Origin of the sequence: Runella aurantiaca (assembly GCF_003339505.1) — a bacterium.
Lineage (GTDB): Bacteria > Bacteroidota > Bacteroidia > Cytophagales > Spirosomataceae > Runella > Runella aurantiaca.
This window is the reverse complement of the sequence record NZ_QPIW01000004.1, coordinates 1-22,180: the sequence shown is the minus strand read 5'-3', so window position 1 is coordinate 22,180 and position 22,180 is coordinate 1. Positions and strand designations below refer to the sequence as shown.

At 46.1% G+C, this 22,180-nt stretch carries 13 protein-coding genes; 8 read left to right on the top strand and 5 right to left on the bottom strand.

The annotated features are described in order from the left end of the window. Nucleotides 1–10: 10 nt before the first annotated feature. The 3 genes from DVG78_RS06990 to DVG78_RS06980 are packed head-to-tail and all read left to right on the top strand — an operon-like array spanning nt 11 to nt 2,727. Nucleotides 11–1,117, top strand: a complete 1,107-nt coding sequence (locus DVG78_RS06990; protein ID WP_114460392.1) for an ABC transporter permease — start codon at nt 11–13, stop codon at nt 1,115–1,117. 11 nt (nt 1,118–1,128) lie between these two features. Further along, nucleotides 1,129–2,250, top strand: coding sequence for an ABC transporter permease (locus DVG78_RS06985; RefSeq protein ID WP_114460391.1), 1,122 nt, complete (start codon nt 1,129–1,131; stop codon nt 2,248–2,250). 36 nt (nt 2,251–2,286) lie between these two features. Continuing rightward, nucleotides 2,287–2,727 (top strand): GNAT family N-acetyltransferase, encoded by a 441-nt coding sequence (locus DVG78_RS06980; RefSeq protein ID WP_114460390.1) that lies wholly within the window; start codon nt 2,287–2,289, stop codon nt 2,725–2,727. A 68-nt stretch (nt 2,728–2,795) separates the two neighbouring features. On the opposite strand, the gene glgP is transcribed toward DVG78_RS06980, so the two are convergent. The 5 genes from glgP to DVG78_RS06955 all read right to left on the bottom strand — a co-directional run bounded on the left by glgP (nt 2,796) and on the right by DVG78_RS06955 (nt 13,637). Then, the gene (gene glgP, locus DVG78_RS06975; protein WP_114460389.1) at nt 2,796–4,448 is read right to left on the bottom strand and encodes an alpha-glucan family phosphorylase; all 1,653 of its coding nucleotides are present in this window, start codon (nt 4,446–4,448) and stop codon (nt 2,796–2,798) included. 749 nt (nt 4,449–5,197) lie between these two features. Further along, nucleotides 5,198–8,914, bottom strand: coding sequence for a glycosyltransferase (locus DVG78_RS06970; RefSeq protein WP_114460388.1), 3,717 nt, complete (start codon nt 8,912–8,914; stop codon nt 5,198–5,200). Then, nucleotides 8,911–10,242, bottom strand: a complete 1,332-nt coding sequence (locus tag DVG78_RS06965; protein WP_114460387.1) for a glycoside hydrolase family 2 TIM barrel-domain containing protein — start codon at nt 10,240–10,242, stop codon at nt 8,911–8,913. Before DVG78_RS06965 ends, DVG78_RS06970 begins: the two co-directional genes overlap by 4 nt. Nucleotides 10,243–10,482: 240 nt before the next feature. Beyond that, entirely contained in the window at nt 10,483–11,532 is a 1,050-nt protein-coding gene (locus tag DVG78_RS06960; protein WP_114460386.1) for a sialidase family protein, read from the bottom strand. A gap of 71 nt (nt 11,533–11,603) precedes the next feature. Next, the gene (locus DVG78_RS06955) at nt 11,604–13,637 is read right to left on the bottom strand and encodes a M13 family metallopeptidase (RefSeq protein ID WP_114460385.1); all 2,034 of its coding nucleotides are present in this window, start codon (nt 13,635–13,637) and stop codon (nt 11,604–11,606) included. A gap of 310 nt (nt 13,638–13,947) precedes the next feature. On the opposite strand from DVG78_RS06955, the gene DVG78_RS06950 reads away from it, so the two are divergent. From DVG78_RS06950 to DVG78_RS06930, 5 genes are all read left to right on the top strand, one after another. Continuing rightward, the gene (locus DVG78_RS06950; RefSeq protein ID WP_229598157.1) at nt 13,948–14,556 is read left to right on the top strand and encodes a c-type cytochrome; all 609 of its coding nucleotides are present in this window, start codon (nt 13,948–13,950) and stop codon (nt 14,554–14,556) included. 132 nt (nt 14,557–14,688) lie between these two features. Continuing rightward, nucleotides 14,689–15,936: a DUF6786 family protein gene (locus DVG78_RS06945; RefSeq protein ID WP_229598156.1), complete on the top strand. Its 1,248-nt coding sequence runs from the start codon at nt 14,689–14,691 to the stop codon at nt 15,934–15,936. Between the two features lie 320 nt (nt 15,937–16,256). Beyond that, nucleotides 16,257–17,816 (top strand): carbon-nitrogen hydrolase family protein, encoded by a 1,560-nt coding sequence (locus tag DVG78_RS06940; protein ID WP_114460384.1) that lies wholly within the window; start codon nt 16,257–16,259, stop codon nt 17,814–17,816. Between the two features lie 230 nt (nt 17,817–18,046). Beyond that, a complete protein-coding gene (locus DVG78_RS06935; RefSeq protein WP_114460383.1) occupies nt 18,047–20,614 on the top strand; it encodes a GH116 family glycosyl-hydrolase in 2,568 nt (855 codons plus the stop codon). A gap of 40 nt (nt 20,615–20,654) precedes the next feature. Continuing rightward, the gene (locus DVG78_RS06930) at nt 20,655–22,088 is read left to right on the top strand and encodes a leucine-rich repeat domain-containing protein (RefSeq protein ID WP_114460382.1); all 1,434 of its coding nucleotides are present in this window, start codon (nt 20,655–20,657) and stop codon (nt 22,086–22,088) included. Nucleotides 22,089–22,180: the final 92 nt, after the last annotated feature.

Here is a 22,180-nt window from a genome sequence, read left to right as displayed (position 1 = left end):
ACGTAACAACATGAAAACCTTTTTTGCCTTCATCCAAAAAGAATTCCGGCACGTACTGCGCGATAAACGTAGTTTGGTGATTTTGTTTGGATTACCCGTCGTAATGATGATTCTGTTTGGTTTTGCACTTTCGAGCGAAGTCAAAAACTCCAACGTGGCCATCCTTGATTACGCCCAAGACGATGCGTCGCGTCTGCTGATTGACCGAATCGACCAAAGCCAGTACTTCAGTGTGCACCAAAAACTACATTCGGAGGCCGAGATTGAACAAGTTTTTCGAAAAGGGCAAGTACGCTTAGTAGTTATTTTTCCTCAACATTTTCAGCAGGACTTACTCCACAGCAATCACGTACAGGTACGCCTTGTCGGCGATGCCTCCGACCCCAACACGTCCAACATCGTCATCAACTACGCGTCAAGTATTTTTCGGGATTACCTGAACGAACTTAGCAATAACAAAAAACTGCCATACAGCATCGAGACCGAAACCCGAATGCTGTACAACCCTCAACTAAAAAGTTCGTACAACTTCGTTCCAGGCGTAATGACCCTGATTTTGATGCTGTTGGGTGCCATGATGACCTCGGTTTCGATTGTCAAAGAAAAAGAAATGGGCACCATGGAAATTCTGTTGGTATCGCCCATGCGACCGCTATTGGTGGTGTTGAGCAAGGCCATTCCTTACATGGTGCTGTGTTTTATCGACGTTGTCATCATTCTGCTCTTGGCGGTTTTTCTGTTGGATATGCCCATTCGCGGCAGCTTGTTTTTGTTATTGGCCGAAAGCCTGCTGTTTATTCTCACTACGCTCTCGTTGGGGTTGCTGGTTTCGTCCGTGGTTGATTCGCAACAAACAGCCATGTTTTTGTCGTTGGTGGGTTTCCTAATGCCCGCGTTGGTGTTCAGCGGTTTTATGTTTCCCATAGAAAACATGCCCTTACCGCTGCGAATTATGAGCAACATCGTGCCGACTAAATGGTATTACAGCATCGTGCGGGCCATCATGGTCAAAGGCCTGGGCTTCTCGTACGTCCTCAAACAAACCTTGATTTTGGTCGGCATGACCGTCTTTTTTCTGGGCATCGCCATTCGTAAATTCAAAATTCGGCTGGCATAACCACTATCATCATGAACAATCTTTTCTTTTTACTGCAAAAAGAGTTTCGGCAAATTTTCCGAAATCCGACCATCCTGCGGATGATTTTGTTGATGCCCATTATTCAACTCATCGTCATTCCGTTGGCCGCCGACTACGAAATCAAACAGATTTCCATCAGCGTAGTCGACCAAGACCATTCTCCTTACGCTCGGAAGTTGGTCCAAAAGCTGACGGCTTCGGGCTATTTTCAGTTGGTCGAATACACCCAATCTTACGCGCAGGCCACCCAAACCGTAGGCGATGGCAAAACCGATTTGATTTTAACCATCCCTCCCCATTTTGAGCGCGACCTGATCAAGTTAAACAAAGGTCAATTGTATTTGGCCGCCGACGCCGTCAATGGCGTTCGGGCGGGCTTGGGTACGGCCTACGCCTCCCAAATGATTGGGGATTTTAACCGTGAAATTCGGGAAGAATGGATGCTATTGCCAAAGTTTAACGAAATTCCGCAAATTGAAATCACTTCGGCCAATTGGTTCAACCAGCACTTTGATTATCACCTGTTTATGGTTCCGGGCATCATGGCAATTCTGGTCACAATGGTGGGCGCTTTTCTGACGGCGCTCAACATCGTGGCCGAAAAAGAAGTGGGCACCATTGAGCAAATCAACGTAACGCCCCTCAAAAAACACGAGTTTATTTTGGGGAAACTGATTCCATTTTGGGTATTGGGCATGGTTTCCATCACGCTCGGAATGCTGATTGCATTTGTCGTATTCAGTATCTTGCCCGTAGGCTCGTACCTGACCGTTTATGCTTTTTCGGCGGTGTATTTATTGGGAGTTTTGGGAATTGGCCTGCTCATCAGCACCTTTGCCGATACCCAACAACAGGCCACCCTTTTCGCTTTTTTCTGCATGATGGTGTTCATTTTGTTGGGAGGCCTGTACACGCCCATCGAAAGTATGCCCGACTGGGCGCAGTGGCTGACCAAAGCTAACCCGCCCGCGTACTTCATCAAAGTCATTCGGGCTGTTTACATCAAAGGAAGTACTTTCTCCGACCTGCTACCTGACTTTTTTGCCATGGTCGGTTTTGCCATTTTGTTTAATGGATTGGCGGTCTTGAATTATCGCAAAAGAAGTGCGTAAAAGTCGTTATTTTGTACAATCAATTTAACAACTCGCATGAACATTGTGATTCGCAAAGGAACGCCAGAGGATTTTGCTGCTATTTTCCAACTGATTCAGGAATTCGCGGTGTTTCAAAAAACGCCCGAAAAAGTAACCATTACCCTCGACCAAATGCTGGAAAACAAAGACCTTTTTCAGTGTCTTGTGGTTGAGAAAGAAGATGCCCAACTCATTGGTTTTGCCTCTTTTTTCATGGCCTATTATTCATGGTCGGGCAAGGCGCTGTATCTGGATGATTTGTACGTAAAAAAGGAATTCAGAGGCCACCAAATCGGCACTCAATTGCTTGACAGACTGATTGATTACGCCAACGCGGAACAGTGCAAAAAAGTCCGCTGGCAAGTTTCCAATTGGAACAAAGAAGCCATCGAATTTTACAAAAAAATGGGCGCAAAAGTCGATGACACTGAAATCAATTGCGACCTGTATCTATAAATCACGCAAAGGCGCAGAGGAAAACTGTATGCCTTTTCTCTGCGCCTTTGCGTGATTCACCGTTTTACTTACTTATACACTTTCTCGTAATACTCCGCCGCCATGCGGTCAGAGTTGAAAAAGCCCCCAACTTCGTTCATGCTGCGCAAAACCATTTCCTGCCAATCATTGGGACGCTCGTAATAAAGCGGCAATATTTCATTTTCCAACACATCCAACATATTCGACATGTCTTCCCAGTCGCGGGCCGATTCCGACGCCACGGGCACAATGAAAGAATTCTCACCGTGCCTTGAAAACTCACACACCCAGCCGTCGTAGGTTGAAAAATTCAGACTAGCGTTCATGGCCGCCGTCATGCCGCTCGTTCCCGACGCCTCACGCGGAACAATCGGGGTATTGAGCCACACATCAGAGCCTTGTTTCAACTCTTTCGACAACGCCAATTCGTAGCCCGTCAACACCGCCATATTTGGGTATAAATGACTCAGATAAAACAGTTGATTGAAGGTATAAATGGCACCTTCGTCTTTTGGGTACGGCTTTCCCGCCCAGATAAACTGAATCGGAAAATCTTTATTTCGTATGAGTCGGTCAAAGCGCTCGCGGTCGCGGGTAAGGAGCTCGGGGCGCTTGTAGGCGGCAAAACGTCGGGCCCAAACGACCGTCAAAATATTGGGGTCAAACAACTTACCAACCTGGTCGGCAACGGTTTTGAAAAGCTCCCGTTTGAGTTCCTTTTTGCGGTTTTCCAACCCGTCCAAATCGCTTTTAATGCGGGCTTTTTCGAGTTCTGCGTCTACCCAAGAGGCTTTATGTTGCGAATTGGTCACGTGCGTAATCTCACAAATATCCCCCGCTACGCTCCACATTCTTCGCGACACTTCGCCGTGCAATTTGGAAACCGCATTGGCCTGATGACTCAGCCGCAGCGCCGCCAACGAATGACTAAAAACGGTATCGTGCGGACCGATACCCGTTATCTTTCGAACACTGTGCAGCGGAACGCCCGCAAAAAAACTTAAACTCTCCAAAAAGTGAATATCGTGTTTTTCGTTGCCTGCTTCTTCGGGCGTGTGGGTCGTAAAGACCAATCTTTTTTTGACCGACTCCCGTTTGCCCAGCTTTTTGTACAAATAATATACCGACGATACCGCGTGGGCTTCGTTGAGATGATAAACATCGGGTTCGTAACCGATTTCATCCAAAAACTTGGCCCCACCGATGCCCAAAAGCATACATTGCATCACTTTCACGGCGGCATCCGAATCATAAAGATGATAGGAAATTTGGCGGGCCCAAGGCTCGTTTCCGTCGGTGTCGGTCGTTAAAAAAAACATCGGGACCGTTCCAAACAACTTCGGGTCCAAAAAATAAGCCGCTACCCAAACGGGTTGGTAAGCAATGGTGATTTGAAATCGTACGCCAGTGTCTTTCAGGAAACTATACATTTTTTCCCGAAACTGCGGCACCATGCTGTTGTCGGTGGCCCGCACTTGGTCATAGTACCCATGTTTCCACAAGATACCGATACCGATGAGATTCTGACGCAAATCATGGGCGCTTTTCATGTGCGAGCCCGCCAGAAATCCCAGCCCTCCTGAGTACGTTTTGAGGGCTTGGTCAATGGCAAATTCCATCGAAAAATAAGCAACCGATTTTTTGAAACGGGGGTCTATCGCGTAAGGATGGGCATACGCTGAAGGAAGTTTTTTAGCCATAATTACGTTGCAAGCATAGGTTGAAGAAGGTGCTAAACTAAGGAAATTTCCATTTACATCTGGTAATAAGGCAATTTTCTTAGGGTGAGCGTCAACATTTGTTCAATTTTCAACGCACACATTGGCGTAATAGTCTACGAAGAAGTCGTTTTTGGGGGCTTGTCACATAAAAATCACCGACCAATTTTGCAAATACAGTCGTATTATCATACTTTTGCACCCACAAAATACCGAGAGGTATTTCGGGCCCATAGCTCAGTTGGTTAGAGCATCTGACTCATCAAAGACAGTTCATTAATAATTGTCGCCGGTGCCACTGATAAGTAATTATCAGACGTGAAAGGGGTTAATTCAGGGAAACCTTAACGGGTAACGCCGATGGTAATCCTGAGCCAAGCCAAGTGAAAGGTTTAAGAGTAACTTGGAAGGTGCAGAGACTAAGAAGTGAGGAAACCAACCGATAAGCTTCTATTAACGCCCCTCACCCTAATTCCAATTCTGTTCGGAATGGGTGGTGAGATAGTCCTACTACTTCGGGAAATCGAAGGAAAGTGAATCAGGTGGTCGCAGGTTCGAGCCCTGCTGGGCCCACACGCTAAGCCGCAACTTGTTGAAAATCAACCAGTTGCGGCTTTTTATTTGAGTACAATTTTACCAATCAATGGTATTTTAGGGATTCTTCTCTTTTAATCTACTGATAACATTTTTTTAGCTATACCATTGAATAAAAAGACAACCACAGTACTACACTAAAGCCTTTCCCCCACTGGATGTTTTTTATTGACAACCAACGGGGTATTTAAGGTTGTTTGGACAATATCAACAACCGTCGTTCCCTCAACGACGTAAAGATAAAGTCGATACATTGAAGGGTTTTCGGGAATTTTGACCTGTATTTTAGGTCCATTTCCGAGTTCTTTCATGGACAATGCCTGCTCAAACCGACCTATTTGAACCAATTTCCACTCAAACTGTACGTTTGTCTGGACTGAATCGGCCAAATACCATTGAGATTCTTTGTGCACCAAGGCGTGATAGGTAAGCTTAGTGGCGGGAATGGTGGCCAATGCAGGCTTTAAAATTGACACCATCGGCGGCGGTGCGGGGGCTTTGGTGCCTTTCCAGAGGTGGCGCAACTGCATAAAAGGCATTTTTAGTCGTCGTCGAAAATCTTTTATTCCGTCAAAATTGACCAATCCACTATTAACTACGTCTTGCCAATTGGTAATAAATACCCCCGTTTTTTGGGGTTCCAACGCAGCATATTGGGCCACAGTTATACTCCTAAAAAAATACGGAACGCTTAGTTCTTTTAGCAAACGCATATCAGCCGCTGGAGAGGCCTTCACTTTAATGCCGAATGCATCCACCTCGGGCATCAGTCGGTGCATTTGGTGAACCGTTTTGGGTAAATCCTCCGCCAACGTGACATCAATCGTAACGGGGCGTGAGGGGTCAATCTGCTTGATATTGCGCACCAGATTTTTAACAAAAAACAGGTAGGCATCTCGCTGAATAATCAAATCAGGTTTGAAATACCGAAACTGAAGCTCTTGAAAAACGGCGTTACCGATGTTCCAGCCAATGATATTTTTGTTGTCTTTGTACGAACTGACGACCGCAAGAATATCCGCCCTGACTTGTTCCAATTTATTTTTTTCTTCCACAAAATCGAGGTGGTCGTCAATCCAAAAACTAAAATTCACCTTCATGCCCGTTTCTTCGGCGGCCCTGATGATATTTCGGTCGTAGATGCCCGGACCGCTGTGTTTTACGGTGTTGATACCGAGGGTTTTCATTTCGTAAAAATCCTCCAACAACTCACTCATTCTGAAAGGATTGGGGCTCTTGACCCAATCTTGGGCTTTGGTATAATTGATGCCTTTAGTTCCTACAAAAAAGGCCCTTTGGATTGTTGTTGACGCTACCTTTTGGGGTGCCGTCCCGTACGATGTCAGGAGCTTGGGAATAGGCTCAATCTTTGCTTTCTGAAAGCGATTTTGTTTCCTCACCAACCTACCCGACGCATCGGTTAGGTCGTTGATGCGTCGGAGTCTACCAAATGGCCCCGCCGTCCTGCCCGAAATGACCACAGCTTTAATTTCAGAAAATGAAGCACGGATGGATTTAACCTCTTTGCCGGACAACGACTGAGTTTCGTTTTCTACCAGCATTACGGGAAGTTCTGATTGAAAAACGGGATGTTTATGAAAAGCCCAATACTGCTTTTTAATGGGTAAAGAATCACGGGCTTCGTTTAGGCTACTGACGGCCATCCAATCCACGTACTGACCGCCCGGAAAATAGTGGTCGATTGACTCAGGCGTCCCTGGATTCCACACCCAAATCACCCGGTATAATCCCTGATTGCGAAAAAAATCGTGCATGTATTTCCACGCGGCCCTAAACGCCTCAGCGGTGTTTGGCGCGGGATTCGGCAGATTGTCGACTTCGGGAGCAAAACAGATAAAGACAGGGCGATTCAACGCCTTAAACTGACGGCAGAACTGCAAAAGATATGCATCCTCATTTCCGTTTGTGATTCGCTCAAAAACGCTGGCATTGTCAGAAAGGCGCGAAGGGAGTACCCACGTAATCATGGGCAAGGAGCCGTTACGGTATACAGAATCTAAAGTACGGGTGGGCAAATAGCCACTTGCCCAGCGAACATGAAATGAGAGGATGTCAAAATGGGTTTTATTCTCTCCACTCAAGGGAAAAGCTGTGCCCATAGTGTTGACCGAACGCGCGTCTATTCCGGTCAAAAAAAAGTTTACCCGATGGTCCTTATAAATCGTCGGCGGCAGTCCTTTCTGTCGGAAGTGAACCATGTAAATAATAGGACAGGTCAGAAGAATTGATAACAACAGCGGAGTACGTCTGACAACGGTGTAGATACGACGCCTGATAATCCAGAAATGCCCCTTGACTTCCCGAAGAAACAGCAACCCAGAGTTCAGCCGTTTATGCCGAACGGCCAAGATTCGAAATTGGGGCTGTCTGCTTATCAAAACCGTAAAACCCATAAACACGGCGTTCAGGCCCGCAAATACCGACATGGTTAGGTTGTAGGGATTCCAATCGGTATACAATCCATAACTAATGGAAAATAGGGACAGCAACAAAATGATGATATTAGGAATATTTAAGGGCCAATTGTTTGCCTCTTTTCCATCCTTGGGTGTGGGTACGTAGGGTACTTTTACCCCAAATAGGGTGTACAAAAAACCCAGAATAAACACCCACCAAGTACCAATCATCAAAAGCCCGCCTATCACATGAAACCCTCGCTCGGTATCTTCCATTACCCACCATTGCACGAATTGCCTGATAAGAACGACCACGGTCAGGAAAGGCAAGGCGATTAAACCAAACTCCGTAATATCCATCTTCATCGGACTGGTATGAAAGCAGAGCGAAAGGATAGGAATCAAAAAATTGAGAAAGAAAATAATCCCCGAAAGGTAATGAAGCGGAATCAGTGCATAATGAATCTTCTGGCGCAGGGTAAATTGCGTAAACAACTTGGGGTAGACAGTGACCAACAAATCAAACACCCCCCTAGACCATTTTAGTTGTTGTTTATAATACGCCGACAAGGTAGACGGCACCAACCCCCGGGCCAGCACAGCAGGCACATAGACTGATTTCCAGCCTTTTGCGTGGAGCTGCATGGCGGTATGCATATCCTCGGCAAGGCCCGCGGCGTGCCCCCCGATGGATTCGAGCGCCGTGCGCCGGAAGGTGCAATTGGCCCCAATGGCCAGCACGGTTCCATAGTGGTTCATGGTCATCATCATCGGGCCATAAAACTGGTAGGTCTGCTGCGCGGCACCTTTGGCGATAAAGCTCTCTTCGCTGTTTTTATAGGCCTGAACAATCTGGACAAACCCAATGGCAGAATCATTAAAATGCGACACAATCGGGTCCAGAAAATCGGGAGAGGGTACATGGTCGGGGTCCAAAACAACGCAAAGCTCCCCCGATGATTGGCGCAAAGCATTGTTGATATTACCCGCTTTGGCATTCTTTTTTTCTAGGCGGGTAACGTGATGTACCCCCAACTGTGCACAAAGACGTTTGAGGTAAGGATCGTCGGCTTCGTCGCACAGATAGGTAGTGTGCGGATAGGTTATGGCAACAATCGCCCGCAGGGTTTCCTCAATCATTTCATAAGGCTCTCCCGCACAAAAGGTGGTGAAAATATCGACGGTATAGGTCTTATTGACAGGCGGAACCTTCGGAATTGTGATGCTAAAATAGTGGTACCATTCGTAAAGGATGGTGAGACAGGAAAAAAAGAAAGCCGTCATCAACATCGCGTACAGCGCCCCGTTTCCCCGAACGGACTCCGCCAACAAATTGGCCATAAAAAACGCCATCGACACCAGCCCCAAAAGAATCATGAGCCTCAGGGTGAGCAATTCCCGCTTGGTGGGTGGTTTTATCAACAACTGATTTTTCATGGCGGACTAACTACGTAAAAAGGGATGTTACAAGTCGCAAAATTTCCCTGAGTGTTATAAATGGTAGCAAAAATCCGGTAGGGCCCTTCCTCATCGGGAGTTGTAAAAGTGACTTTAAGCTCTGTCGAGTTTTTGTTGAGTTGCGACAGCGGCGTGAGCTTTTTGGTATTGGCCTGATTGTTTATTCGCAGCCAATCTTCTTTGAACAATTGCCACTTTATTGTTTTAATTTCTCCTCCTAACGAATCCAACAGCACCTCCGCCGTAGACGGAGCATTGGCCGTCAGCAAAATATTATCTTTGGCCTTTTTTGAATTAAGCGCCATGGTTTTGACCGTCGGAAATTCGTGTTTGTAAGCTTTCCCAGTCCAAAGGGATTTCATCGTACCCACGGTTTCGGAGTGAGCGCCCGCCTCATCAAAAAGACTAAACCATGTATGCGTACCTTCTTGTTTATGTCCCCAATAAAACAGACACGAACCAAAAAAACGAGAATCTTCAAGGGGCATATATTGCTGGTAGCGAGTCAGACATCGCGCTGCTTTTTCGGTCGAATTAAGTTCAAGATACGCGCCCCAAGCGGTTTGTTTGGTTCCTTCCCAAGGGCCATCGATACCCCACTCCGACAGTAAATAAGGGCCACTCCAAAACCATTTGAACCAATCCAAATCATCGCGGAGGGTGTTTATTCGGTTATAAATATTGAATGAGATGATATCGATGTCGCAACGAACCACCAGATTTAGAATCGATTTTTTATCAAAATTGAGAAGAACAGTCGTAATCGGATGGTCAGGGTCATCCTGATGAATCATATCGACCAAGCCATTATATACCTTGTAAAAATTGTTGTAAGAAGGATTGTACGGAAAAATGACCTCATTCCCGATTGACCACATCAGCAGGGCTGGGTGATGCTTAAATCGCTTCACCACGGCGCTATAATCTTTGTGCATTTTGGCCGCTTGCACTGGATTATTGAAAAACGAAGTTTCATGGTAGTTGGGCAGGTATAGCCCCACAATTACGCTGAGGTTATTGGCCAGCGCACTGTCCAGAATCACGGCTAGGTGGGTAGTATCCCAAGTCCGCAGGGTATTACCGCCCGATTCTTTCAGAACCGAGCAGTACGAATACCCCGAAGCACCCTTAATAAAAAAAGGCTTTCCGTCTTTGATTAATGCATACTTACCGTTTTTCTTTTCAACATACACCTTTCGTCGACCCTTACCATTTTCGGCTTCATTACACCCATTCAGTACAGAAATAATCAGCGCAAAAAAACCAAGTTTGAAAATAAAAAAGTAGTTTCTTTTCGGGAAAACCATTGGAAATATATCATAACGTTGAGTAAGTACATACGAACTTTAAAAACACAAGGACAAACGATGCGCTAAAAGAATAAATATCCTATAAAATTATTTACAGACACAAGATATACCATTTTGAAGATTAATGCCAAAAAAAGTTATCAAGCGGTCAATCACAAAATACCTATTTACAGGCATATAACTTACCTTGTAGAGTAATAAGTCAAAATAGATACATACCAAAAAGACAATCCAATTTTATTCCCCCGTCAAAATCATTCCTTTGATAGCTTCTTTGTCTTCCCAGGTGCAAAAAGCCAAGCGCGGATTGAGCATCACCACGCGCGGATACCGCCCCGCTCCCAAATTCAGGGGTTGTGTTTGCGTAGATGAACTGAGCCAAACTTGCCCTTTATCGTGCCAAACGATAAAAGAGTGTTGCGTGCTCGTGGCAACAGAAGCATTACGGCCTTGGCCCAAAGGCTGTTCTGCCCCCCCAATTTTTGACGTAAAAAGCTGATTTTCACGTCGCCAAACGGACATAAATCCCCCTTTTTCATCCACACTCATGCCGCCGCCATCCATCGGGCAAGCGTTGAGTTTCCAAGTACCTTCCCCCATTTTCACGGCAGGCAAAAAGGTTTTTCCAGCATCCTCCGAGGCGGTGACGTACATATCCCTCGCGCCACTGATCCAGTTTCGGAACATAACATACACGCGCTGGTCGCGCATGAGAATGGACGGCTGACAACACTCACAAACCGTGGCGTCGGGGGAGCGATAAATGAGCTTATTTTTACCCCAAGTCAAGCCGCCGTCGCTGGAGGAGGCCCCAAAAATCTTGTTTTGTTTGTCGTCTCTCAAATCAAGCCAAATCACCCAAAAAGTCCCTTTCCCATCACTTGCCAGCGCATTAAAACCTTCTTTGGCAATTTCGGGCACATCATTGACCATGAGGCGATTCTGCCATTTTCCAGTAGTACGATTGCGCACGTAAGCATAGACATTTCCCGCTTTGTCAATGGCCGTAATCACCGTCGATTGGCGCGAAGACGCAATCTGTGGTCCCCTCGATACGCCTAAATGCAGCCCCTGAAGGCTGTCTACTAGCTCAGGCGTTGAAAAAGAAACCCCTTTGTCTTTTGAAAAAGAATAATAAAAAGCGTTCCCTTTTCCAAACACCATTTCAATGGATTCATTCTCTCCTACGCACATCGCGGGCTGAATGCCTTTCGTGGAAAATAAAGCCTGTTGCGCGCGCGCCGACGATGCCGTAATGATGAAAAGAAAGACTAATTTTTTGAACATGGAGTTTATTATTTAAGACACATCAACCGCCCGCTGACGTCGTTTTTCGTCAACGGGCGGTTTTTTAATCACTACCAAATACGCACACGCAAGCTATCTGGACGGTACAGTTTATTGGTCGGTTTTACGTTGAACGCTTCATAAAATTCGGGCATATTCGCCAACGGGCCGTTTACCCTAAACAACTCAGGCGAGTGCGGGTCCATGGTGATGCGCATCCGCATGGTTTCGTCGCGGGTTTTGATACGCCATACCTGCGCAAACCCCAAGAAGAAGCGCTGTTGTGGCGTAAAACCGTCGATTTTTTCGCCGCTTTGGGCCTGTTTGGTCTTCATAAACGCCTCATAAGCAATCGAAAGCCCGCCAATATCGGCAAGGTTTTCGCCCAAAGTCAACTCGCCATTTACGCTCATGTTGACTAGTACTTTGTAGCCGCTGTACTGCTTCACCACTACCATCGCTTTGCGCTTAAATTTATCACCGTCGGCGGGTTTCCACCAGTTTTTCAACATTCCCATGTAGTTATATTGGCGTCCCTGGTCGTCAAATCCGTGCGTCATTTCGTGGCCAATCACGGCACCGATGGCTCCATAGTTGATGGCATCGTCGGCGGCATTGTCAAAAAACGGAAACTGAAGAATCCCCGCTGGAAATACAATTTCGTTGAATGTAGGGTTATAATACGCGTTGACGGTGGGGGCCGTCATGCCCCATTCGGTTTTGTCAACGGGTTTGCCAACTTTCGCCAAATCGCGTTTTCCTTCGTAAATGGCAATCGCTCGTTTGTTGGCAAAATAGTTATCGCTGACAATTTCCACTTCGGCATAATCTTTCCATTTGTCGGGATAACCAATTTTTTTGATAAACGCATCCAATTTTTTCACGGCTTCGGTCTTGGTCGAATCCGACATCCAGTCGAGGCGTTTGATGCGGTCGCGGTACACATCCTGCAAGTTGTTGACCAGCTCATTCATGCGCGCTTTGGCATCGGCGGTGAAGTATTTTTGCGTAAACAATTGCCCCAATAAATCGCCCAATCCTCCGTCGACGGCATTGGTAATTTGTTTCCAGCGGGCATTTGGCACCTGCTGTCCGTTGAGGGTTTTGCCGTAAAACTCAAATTGCGTATCGCGAAACGCTTTGGTCAACGAAGACGCCGCTCCCGACAGCACCGACAGTTTCATTCGGTCTTTCAAGACCTCCAACGGCTGCGTTTTTAGCAATCCACTCAGGGCCTTGTAATAATCGGGCTGCCCCACGATGAGGGTATCCGTTTGGGCACCCATCGTTTTCACAAACCGCGCCCAGTCGATGCCGGGTGTCAAGGCGGAGAAGTCTTTAATGGCAAACTTGTTATAATTCAGCTCGGGGTTTCTCAACTCCACTGGACTGCGGTGCGACTTGGCGATTTCGGTTTCGAGGGCCAATATCGTTTCGGCTTTTTTCTTCGCAGCCGTCGAGTCTACGCCCGAAAGGGTAAACAGCTTTGCGATGTATTTTTTATAGGCGTCTCGTATTTTTTTGGTTTCGGCATCGGTGCGAAAATAGTAGTCTTTTTCGGGCAACGAAAGCGCCGTTTGGGCAAGCTGCAAGGCATTGTAGCCCGGATTTTTTTCGTCGGCGGCCACATAATACCCCACCCATACGCCCCCCGGCGACTCCAGTTTGGCCGTATAATCCATGATTTCTTGCGGCGTTTTGAGACGGTCAATCTCGGCCAAATAAGCCTTAATTGGCTCGATTCCCTTCTTTTCGATGGTGACGGTATCCATCCCAGACCGGTAATAATCACTCACTTTTTGTTCCAAACTCCCCTTCGGATGCGTTGTTTTGAGACTTTCCTCCAAAATACTGTGAAGTTTGTTGAGGTTTTCTTCGTAGAGGGTATAAAAAGAACCCCAGCCCGTTTGGTCGGCGGGGATTTGGGTGTTTTTCAGCCAGTTGCCCGAGGCATAACTAAAAAAATCATCGGCTGGATTTACAGTGGTGTCCATGCCTGCTGTGTCAAAAAATGTGGTTCGGGTCGATTCTTTTTTGTCGGTTTTGCAGGCGGCCAAAATGGCCCCGAAAAGCGCAAGATAAACGAGTGATGGAATGGATTTCATGAAAGGCTGAGTTGTTTTTGTGAACGAAAAAATAGTTGTAGCAAAACTGTTTACAAGAGGATTAGAGACGGAGTATTTACTTATTACCTTCTTCAAAAGCGCCTAATTAAGCTCCAATTTAGTATTCCGTATGTTTTTTGCACTGGTTTTTGAACAATGGCGCATAGCCCGCCATTCACCGGAGTTTTTTTACAACTGATGTCCAAAATCGCTCAATTCACCGCCAGTAGAATTGATTTCTGGGCCAATTTCGGATTGTTTTGTCCCCGAAAATCAGTCATAATCATTTCCATTAACAACCATCAGAACCATGAAAACAATGCTTGCTGGGATGCTGTGTATGTTCGCAGCCACCGCTTTTAACGTACCATTGAAAGAAACATTCCTGACTAATCCTAACGAAAACCCACCCTCAAAAAAAACGGCTCAAATTTCGCTCGACAATACCGAATCGCTCATCAAAAAAGGAGAGTATCTTGTCACCATTGCGGGCTGCGGAGATTGCCACACGCCCAAAATCATGGGTAAGCAAGGCCCCGAACCCGACCCAAATCACTGGCTAGGCGGGCATCCGGCCTCCATGAAACTTCCTAAAGTAAACAAGGGAGAATTGTCATCGTGGGTTTTGTTCAACATGACCAATACCGCCGCCGTCGGGCCTTGGGGGGTATCTTTTTCGGGCAACATCAGTTCCGACGAATCGGGCATTGGCAAATGGACCGAAGAGCAATTTTTTACGGCCATGCGCGAAGGCAAGTACAAGGGCCTCAAAACCGCACGCCCTTTGCTGCCGCCCATGCCTTGGCCTAATTATATCCAAATGACGGACCAAGATTTACGCGCTATTTTTGCGTATTTAAAAAGCACAAAGCCCGTCAAAAACGTAGTCCCTGACCCGATTACGCCTGATAAATTATAGTCATTTTCTAACATCACCCCAATAAGGCCAGAGCACCCCTGTTTTGGCCTTATTGTTTGTTATGCGTTTGGTATGAGTATGTTGGCTGGGTTTCACTACTTTTGAGCACATCAACCATACTCCTGAACCGCTATGTTTTTAGCTTCAAAAACCATTTGTTCGGCCCGCGCCGTAGTCACTTTAGGAATAGCCTCGGTAGTATTGACGTTTATGTCAAGCTGTTCATCCTCCAACAATGATACCATGTCTTCTACTGCAAACTCTTTCGGCACCGACCTCGAATTCTTAAAAAAACACCAACAAACCCTCGTTCTCACCGCTCCCGACGATGACTCTGCGCAAGTAGCCTTGGTGGGGGCGTTGCAGGGGCGCGTCATGACCTCCACGGCCAATGGCACTTCTGGCAACAGCTACGGCTGGTTGAATTATAAACTCCTCGAATCGGGCAAATTCACGCCGCACATGAGCGCATTTGGCGGCGAAGACCGCTTTTGGATTGGCCCCGAAGGCGGACAGTTCTCCATTTATTTTCAGCAGGGCAAAAAATTCGTATTTGACGATTGGCAGGTTCCTACCGTCATTGATTCCGAGCCGTTTGATTTGGTTTCTTCCGATAAAACCAAAGCGGTTTTTCGCAAAGCTGCCTCGCTGATCAATTACTCAGGCACAAAATTCGACGTTGTCATCGACCGCAGCGTGGAAGCGCTCAGTAAAATAGCCATCGAAACCACCATTAACTTTCCGCTCAAAGACGTAAAAACAGTGGCCTACGAAACTGTCAATTCCATCACCAACCAAGGCCCCGACTGGAACAAAGAAACTGGGCTGCTTTCCATTTGGATTTTGGGGATGTTTAATCCTACGCCCCAAACCACCGTGGTGGTGCCATTTGTGGGAGGCGCTGACCACAAAAGCAAAATCAACGACAGCTATTTTGGCAAAGTCCCCGCCGAGCGCCTCATCGTTGAAGACAGCGTGTTATACTTCAAAGCCGACGGCAAACACCGCAGCAAGATTGGCCTACCACCGAGCATTGCCAAGCCCGTCATGGGAAGCTACGATTCCGAAAAAGGGGTTTTAACGATTATCACCTATGATTTAGACCCCACAGGCGACTACGTAAACTCGATGTGGGAAATCCAGAAAGAGCCCTTCAAAGGCGACGCAGCCAATTCTTACAATGACGGCCCGGTAGAAGACGGCACGCAAATGGGGCCATTTTATGAATTGGAATCCTCCTCCCCCGCCAAAGCCCTCAAAAAGGGCGAAACGCTCACCCACCGCAGCCGCACCTATCACTTTGAAGGCGATAAAATGGCGCTAAATGCCGTGGCAAGGAGAATGTTGGGCGTGAGTCTGGAAGAAATCGCGAAGCATTAAATTGGGTAATTTTCTTCAAATTCACTCCTATTTTGTTTCCAACAACTTATTTATTGTGGCAGCAGCTCACCAAGTTGCCGCCACCGTTTTTTCACGTTGGGATTCAGCCTTTGTTTACGAAAACTTCCCCGCTGTTTCTTTGTTTCTTCTGTATATTGTTCGCAATTTTAGCAAATAACAGAGCAAAATATCAAGCATTCATAGTTTGTTCATCCAAGGAAATCAACAAGACAAACCACTTAAAATCAACTAGTTAAAACCAAATCCAACTCCCAGTATAAACAATACGGAAGACAAGCAAAACGAAGAGAAATTTCACCATGGAAGCAAACAAAGACAATAAATCAATTGAAAATATCGAATTGGTTTTTCTTACACAAGAAGACTACCAAGAAATCAAAGAGATTATGATAGAGACCTATTCCAGTATGCCGAATGCGTATTGGAAAGAACATCATATCAAAACACTGATTACCATTTTTCATGAGGGGCAAGTGGGCATAAGAGTCGATAATGAGCTGGCTGGGTGTGCATTATCAATTATTGTGGACTATGAAAAAGTTGACGCTAAACATACGTACAAAGCAATAACGGGAAATTATACTTTTAAAACCCATACCAATACAGGAGATGTTTTATACGGAATTGATGTATTTATCAAACCCAAGTTTCGGGGCCTGCGACTGGGAAGGCGTTTGTATGATTACCGAAAAGAGCTTTGTGAGAAATTAAACCTAAAAGGGATTGTGTTTGGTGGCCGAATCCCCAATTACCATCAATATTCCGATACCATCTCCCCCAAAGAGTACATTGATAAGGTACGAAACAAAGAAATTCACGACCCTGTTTTGAATTTTCAATTGTCGAACGACTTCCACCCTGCCCGAATCCTGCAAGGCTATCTTGAAGGCGATACAGACTCCAATGAATATGCCGTACTGCTTGAGTGGGATAATGTGTATTATGAGAAAAGTTCGGATCAGGCGGCCTTTAAAAAGTCAGTAATCCGATTGGGCCTGATACAATGGCAAATGAGATTGTACAGCAACTTCGATGAACTTATGCAGCAAGTGGAATACTTTGTAGATGCGGTATCAGGCTATAGGTCTGATTTTGCCCTGTTTCCTGAGTTTTTCAATGCGCCGTTGATGTCTGATTATAATCATCTCTCCGAACCGGAAGCCATCCGAAAGTTAGCCGAATATACGGAGCGCATTGTTAATCGTTTTTCTGAGCTTGCCATCTCCTACAACATCAACATTATTACGGGCAGTATGCCAGAGGTTGTCGATAACAGTCTGTATAATGTGGGTTATTTATGCAAAAGAGACGGTGGAATTGAACGATTTGAAAAGTTACATGTGACCCCCGATGAAGCAAAAGTATGGGGCATGCAAGGCGGTAACACCATACAAACCTTTGATACCGATTGCGGAAAAATAGGCATCCTTATCTGCTATGATGTTGAGTTTCCGGAGTTAAGCCGCATTTTGGCCGATGATGGAATGAATATTTTATTTGTCCCTTTCCTGACCGACACCCAAAATGGCTATTCAAGGGTGCGAAACTGCGCGCAGGCCCGAGCCATTGAAAATGAATGTTACGTGGCCATTGCCGGCAGTGTTGGAAACTTGCCAAAAGTGCACAACATGGATATTCAATATGCCCAATCCATGGTTTTTACCCCCTGCGATTTTTCGTTTCCCACCAACGGAATAAAAGCGGAAGCTACCCCAAATACCGAAATGATTTTAATTGCCGACGTTGATATTGATATGTTACGGGAATTAAATCAGTTTGGAAGTGTCCGAAATCTAAAAGACCGCAGAACGGATATTTATTCAATCATACGTAAAAAAGAAATTAAAGACACGCTGTAACGGCTTCTGACATGGAATAAGGCAAGCCACTTCCAAAATAAACTTACACAGAGTGCCACAGAGCGTTTTTAAAAGAACCACAGAGAAAAAGAGACTCTGTGAACCTCTGTGGGGGCTCTGTGTAACTCAGTGTAATGAAATTTGTTAAAAAACAATAGAATTCAAATACTTGGACTCTTTCAGAGTGACAAATCTATTGAAGACGGCCTGCCTTAAACCTCCCCAACCTCATGAAAAAACTCCTTTTCCTCCTCTTCGCCACTCAAGCCCTCGCCCAAACCCCTTGGAAACCGCAAAAGTGGCCAACGCTGAAGCATTACGACCAGCAGCACCTCACGCGCATCGCCATGCCCATCGGCGGCATCGGCACGGGAACGGTATCATTGGGAGGACGCGGGCAGTTGCAGGATTGGGAGATTATGAACCGTCCGGGAAAAGGATTCAGTACGACGTTGCCGGGCAATATGGCACCGTTCTTCGCCATTTATGTTAAAAAACCAACAGAAACTGCCCAAGCCAAAGCCCTCATCGGCCCGCTCGAAACGCACGAATACCAGCACATGGAAGGGCGTCCCGTCGACCATCACGGGCTGCCGCGTTTTGCCAAAGCGAGTTTTGACGCGGCGTATCCGTTCGGTCAAGTGAATTTGTCGGACGAGAAACTACCCGTTACGGTTCAAATCAAAGCCTTCAATCCTCTCATTCCCGGCGATGCCGAGCGCAGTGGGATTCCGATTGCGGTGTTAACGTATGAAGTAACTAATACCTCCAATCAACCGCTGACGGTTTCGGTGGCGGGGTCGATGCGTAATTTTGTGGGAAAAGACGGCTCCAAAGGCTCAAAATCGTGGAAAGGAGAGTTTAATCCGTCGGGCGCGAAGCAGAATAAAAATCAATTTCGGCAAGGAAAAACAGGCCAAGGCATTTTTATGTATTCCGACGGCGTGGACAAAGCCGACCCCGCTTGGGGCACCATTGCGCTGAGTACCAATGCCGTTGGCGATGTCAGTTACCGCACGTCTTCCGTGCCCAACGCCTGGGAGAATGCGTTGCTGGATTTTTGGGACGATTTTACGGAAGACGGCAAATTGACCGAAAAAACCAAAGTCGCCGATGAAGACCCGATGGCGTCGTTGGCCGTTAAGAAAACCATTCAACCCAAACAAACCGAGTCGTTTACGTTCTTTATCACGTGGCATTTCCCCAACCGCTTTGCGTGGTCGAAAGAGCGCGTGGGCAACTACTACACCACCCGCTACGCCGACGCGTGGGACGTAGCCGAAAAGGCAGTGCCGCAATTGCCCCAACTCGAAAACGAGACATTGCTTTTTGTCAACAGCTTCCTAAAAAGTGATTATCCCGAAGCCGTCAAAGAAGCGGCGCTGTTCAATCTCAGCACCTTACGCTCCCAAACCGTGTTCCGCACCGAAGACGGGCGCATGTTTGGTTGGGAGGGCGTCATGGACAGCGAAGGTTCCTGCGCGGGTTCGTGTACGCACGTTTGGAACTACGAGCAGGCTACGGCTTTTTTGTTCGGTGATTTGGCCCAAACCATGCGCGACGTGGAGTTTAACTACGCCCTCGACAGCACCTCGGGCATCATGCAGTTTCGGGTGGGACTCCCGCTCAACAAAGGCGCGGGCAATGGCATGGCCGCCGCCGATGGGCAAATGGGCACCATCATGAAGTTTTACCGCGATTGGCAACTGTCGGGCAATACCGCTTTTCTGCAAAAAAACTGGCCTAAAATCAAACGTGCGCTGGCCTTTGCGTGGGTGCCCGACGGCTGGGATGGCAACCTCGACGGCGTCATGGACGGGGCGCAGCACAACACCATGGACGTGGAATATTTCGGACCCAATCCGCAGATGCAAATTTGGTATCTGGGGGCGTTGAAAGCCTCCGAAAAAATGGCCGAAGCCATGCACGATGCCGCTTTTGCGCAGCAATGCAAAACCCTGTTTCAGAGTGGCAGTACGTGGGCCGACCAACATTTGTTCAACGGCGAATATTACGAGCAACAGGTGATGTCGCCCGTAGGACGCAAGTTTGCCAAGGGCACGATGTCGGGTTGGAACAACATTCAGGGTGAATTTCCGCCGTTTCAGTTGGCCAAGGGCTGTTTGGTGGACCAATTGGTGGGACAATTCATGGCGCACGTGTGCGGCTTGGGTTATTTGGTGAAACCGCAAAACGTACAGACCTCGCTGAAATCCATTTTGAAATACAACTACCGCGCCACACTGACGGAGCATTTCAACAACATGCGCTCCTACGCCCTGGCCGACGAGCCCGCGCTGCTCATGGCAAGCTGGCCCAAAGGCCGCCCTACGGTGCCGTTCCCGTATTTTGCAGAAGTGATGACGGGTTTTGAATACACCGCCGCCATCGGTATGCTCTACGAAAACATGACCGACGACGGCCTCCAATGCATCCAAAACATCCGCTACCGATACGACGGAGCCAAGCGCAGCCCCTTCGACGAAGCCGAGTGCGGCCACCACTACGCCCGCGCCATGATCAGCTGGGCTTCCACGCTGGCACTGAGTGGCTTCCAATACTCCGGCGTAGAAAAAACCCTTCATTTCAACGACCAACCCGGTACGTTTTTCTGGTCCAACGGCTACGCGTGGGGCACCTGCACGAAGCAAAAACAAGGCACCCAATTGAAAACCACCCTCACCGTATTGCACGGGCAATTACCCGTTCAAACCGTACAGATTGGCAATAAAAAAGTGCATGAACTGGCCGTGAATGCGGTTTTGAAGGTTGGGGAGAAGGTGGAGTTTTTGCGGTAAAGTAATGTAGTATATTTAGCCTTCTAATCTTAATATATATATGTCTGAATTCGCCCTACGCCTTATTGCCGAAAATAAAGCTAACTATCAACGTGGTAAAAAAGCTTCTTCGTTGGATTTAGGAAATTGTGGATTGAATGAACTACCTGAAGAGCTTTTTGAGTGTGTTTGGCTGGAAGAGCTAATTTTAAGTAATGAATATTGGGATAGAAAAGTAGATGGTTGGTCAAAATTCAGAAATAATTATGAGTATAACATTATAACTCAGATACCTCCAGCAATAAAGAATCTTCGAAATCTGAAGCTTTTGCGTATGGGTGGAGACAATAAGGAAAGATGGAAAATTAATGACTGGACTCCTTTAGAAAGTCTTACTAATTTACAATCATTAGAACTTTGCTTTAATCGAATAACTGATGGGAGTTTTTTAGAAAATCTTACGAATTTAAATTCCTTAGATCTTCGGGTTAACGAAATAAAAGATATCCAATTTTTGAAGAAACTTACTAAGCTTCAATTTTTAGAACTTGGAATGAATTTAATTTCAGATATAAGTATATTAGAGAATTTTCCCAGATTAGAATTTTTATATCTCCGTAATAATGAAATCAGCGATATAAAATTTATTGACAAACTTAAAAGTTTAAAATTTTTAGACTTGAGTTTCAATCAAATTAAAAAGATCTCATTAACCTTTTTTGAAAATATTCCACTCGAAATAGATTTACACTATGAAAAATTCAGGGATAAAGAGCAAGATTTAGCAAGTAAACGGCCTTTGGTTAACTTAGAAGGTAATACTATTGAATCCCCACCTTTTGACGTTCTGAATCAGGGTAGAGAATTTACAATAGCATACCTGAAAAACAAAGATAAACGCCCGCTCAATGAGTGTAAAATAATCTTAATAGGGCGAGGCTCTGTAGGAAAAACCAGCCTCCACAAAAGGCTTACAAAGCAGCAATTCAATCCAAAAGAAAGCGAAACTCACGGTATTAGAAAAGAATGTTGGGACGAAGGAGTAAAAACCGCAGATAACAAAGTTATCAAAATAAATTTTTGGGATTTCGGAGGGCAGCATATCCAACAGGCCTTGCATCAATTTTTTTATTCAAAAAATACTGTTTATATTCTGGTATTAGATAAACGTAAAGACGAAAACCCCGAAGATTTCTTAGAAATAGTACGATCCTATGGTCATAGCTCACCTGTACTGGTCGTTTATAACAACTATATTGACTTAAATAGTAAACAAAATATAGCTTATGACTTGACTCCTGAACTGGACAGTACTTTACGTAATAAATACCCTAATATTCGACAGATATTTGGTGTATGTTGTGGGCAGGAAAATGATGAAGGCATTGCCCAATTGAGAAAATATTTAAAAGGTTTTATTCCAAGTTTAGACCACGTTCGCGAAACTTACCCAAGCAATTGGTGTCCTCATTCCCTAGGCCGCAGCCATTTTTAAATAGAGTTCCTCTTGGTTTAACCATATTTGCTGAGGTGTCTTGCCCTTGAGAGCTGAGTGGGGTCTCTCAAAATTGTAAATTCGCCACCACT

What these genes read in the sequence shown, in the direction of transcription:
- DVG78_RS06990 (WP_114460392.1), top strand. Translation starts at nt 11, where the DNA reads ATGAAAACCTTTTTTGCCTTCATCCAAAAAGAATTCCGGCACGTACTG.
- DVG78_RS06985 (WP_114460391.1), top strand. Translation starts at nt 1,129, where the DNA reads ATGAACAATCTTTTCTTTTTACTGCAAAAAGAGTTTCGGCAAATTTTC.
- DVG78_RS06980 (WP_114460390.1), top strand. Translation starts at nt 2,287, where the DNA reads ATGAACATTGTGATTCGCAAAGGAACGCCAGAGGATTTTGCTGCTATT.
- glgP (WP_114460389.1), bottom strand. Translation starts at nt 4,448, where the DNA reads ATGGCTAAAAAACTTCCTTCAGCGTATGCCCATCCTTACGCGATAGAC.
- DVG78_RS06970 (WP_114460388.1), bottom strand. Translation starts at nt 8,914, where the DNA reads ATGAAAAATCAGTTGTTGATAAAACCACCCACCAAGCGGGAATTGCTC.
- DVG78_RS06965 (WP_114460387.1), bottom strand. Translation starts at nt 10,242, where the DNA reads ATGGTTTTCCCGAAAAGAAACTACTTTTTTATTTTCAAACTTGGTTTT.
- DVG78_RS06960 (WP_114460386.1), bottom strand. Translation starts at nt 11,532, where the DNA reads ATGTTCAAAAAATTAGTCTTTCTTTTCATCATTACGGCATCGTCGGCG.
- DVG78_RS06955 (WP_114460385.1), bottom strand. Translation starts at nt 13,637, where the DNA reads ATGAAATCCATTCCATCACTCGTTTATCTTGCGCTTTTCGGGGCCATT.
- DVG78_RS06950 (WP_229598157.1), top strand. Translation starts at nt 13,948, where the DNA reads ATGAAAACAATGCTTGCTGGGATGCTGTGTATGTTCGCAGCCACCGCT.
- DVG78_RS06945 (WP_229598156.1), top strand. Translation starts at nt 14,689, where the DNA reads ATGTTTTTAGCTTCAAAAACCATTTGTTCGGCCCGCGCCGTAGTCACT.
- DVG78_RS06940 (WP_114460384.1), top strand. Translation starts at nt 16,257, where the DNA reads ATGGAAGCAAACAAAGACAATAAATCAATTGAAAATATCGAATTGGTT.
- DVG78_RS06935 (WP_114460383.1), top strand. Translation starts at nt 18,047, where the DNA reads ATGAAAAAACTCCTTTTCCTCCTCTTCGCCACTCAAGCCCTCGCCCAA.
- DVG78_RS06930 (WP_114460382.1), top strand. Translation starts at nt 20,655, where the DNA reads ATGTCTGAATTCGCCCTACGCCTTATTGCCGAAAATAAAGCTAACTAT.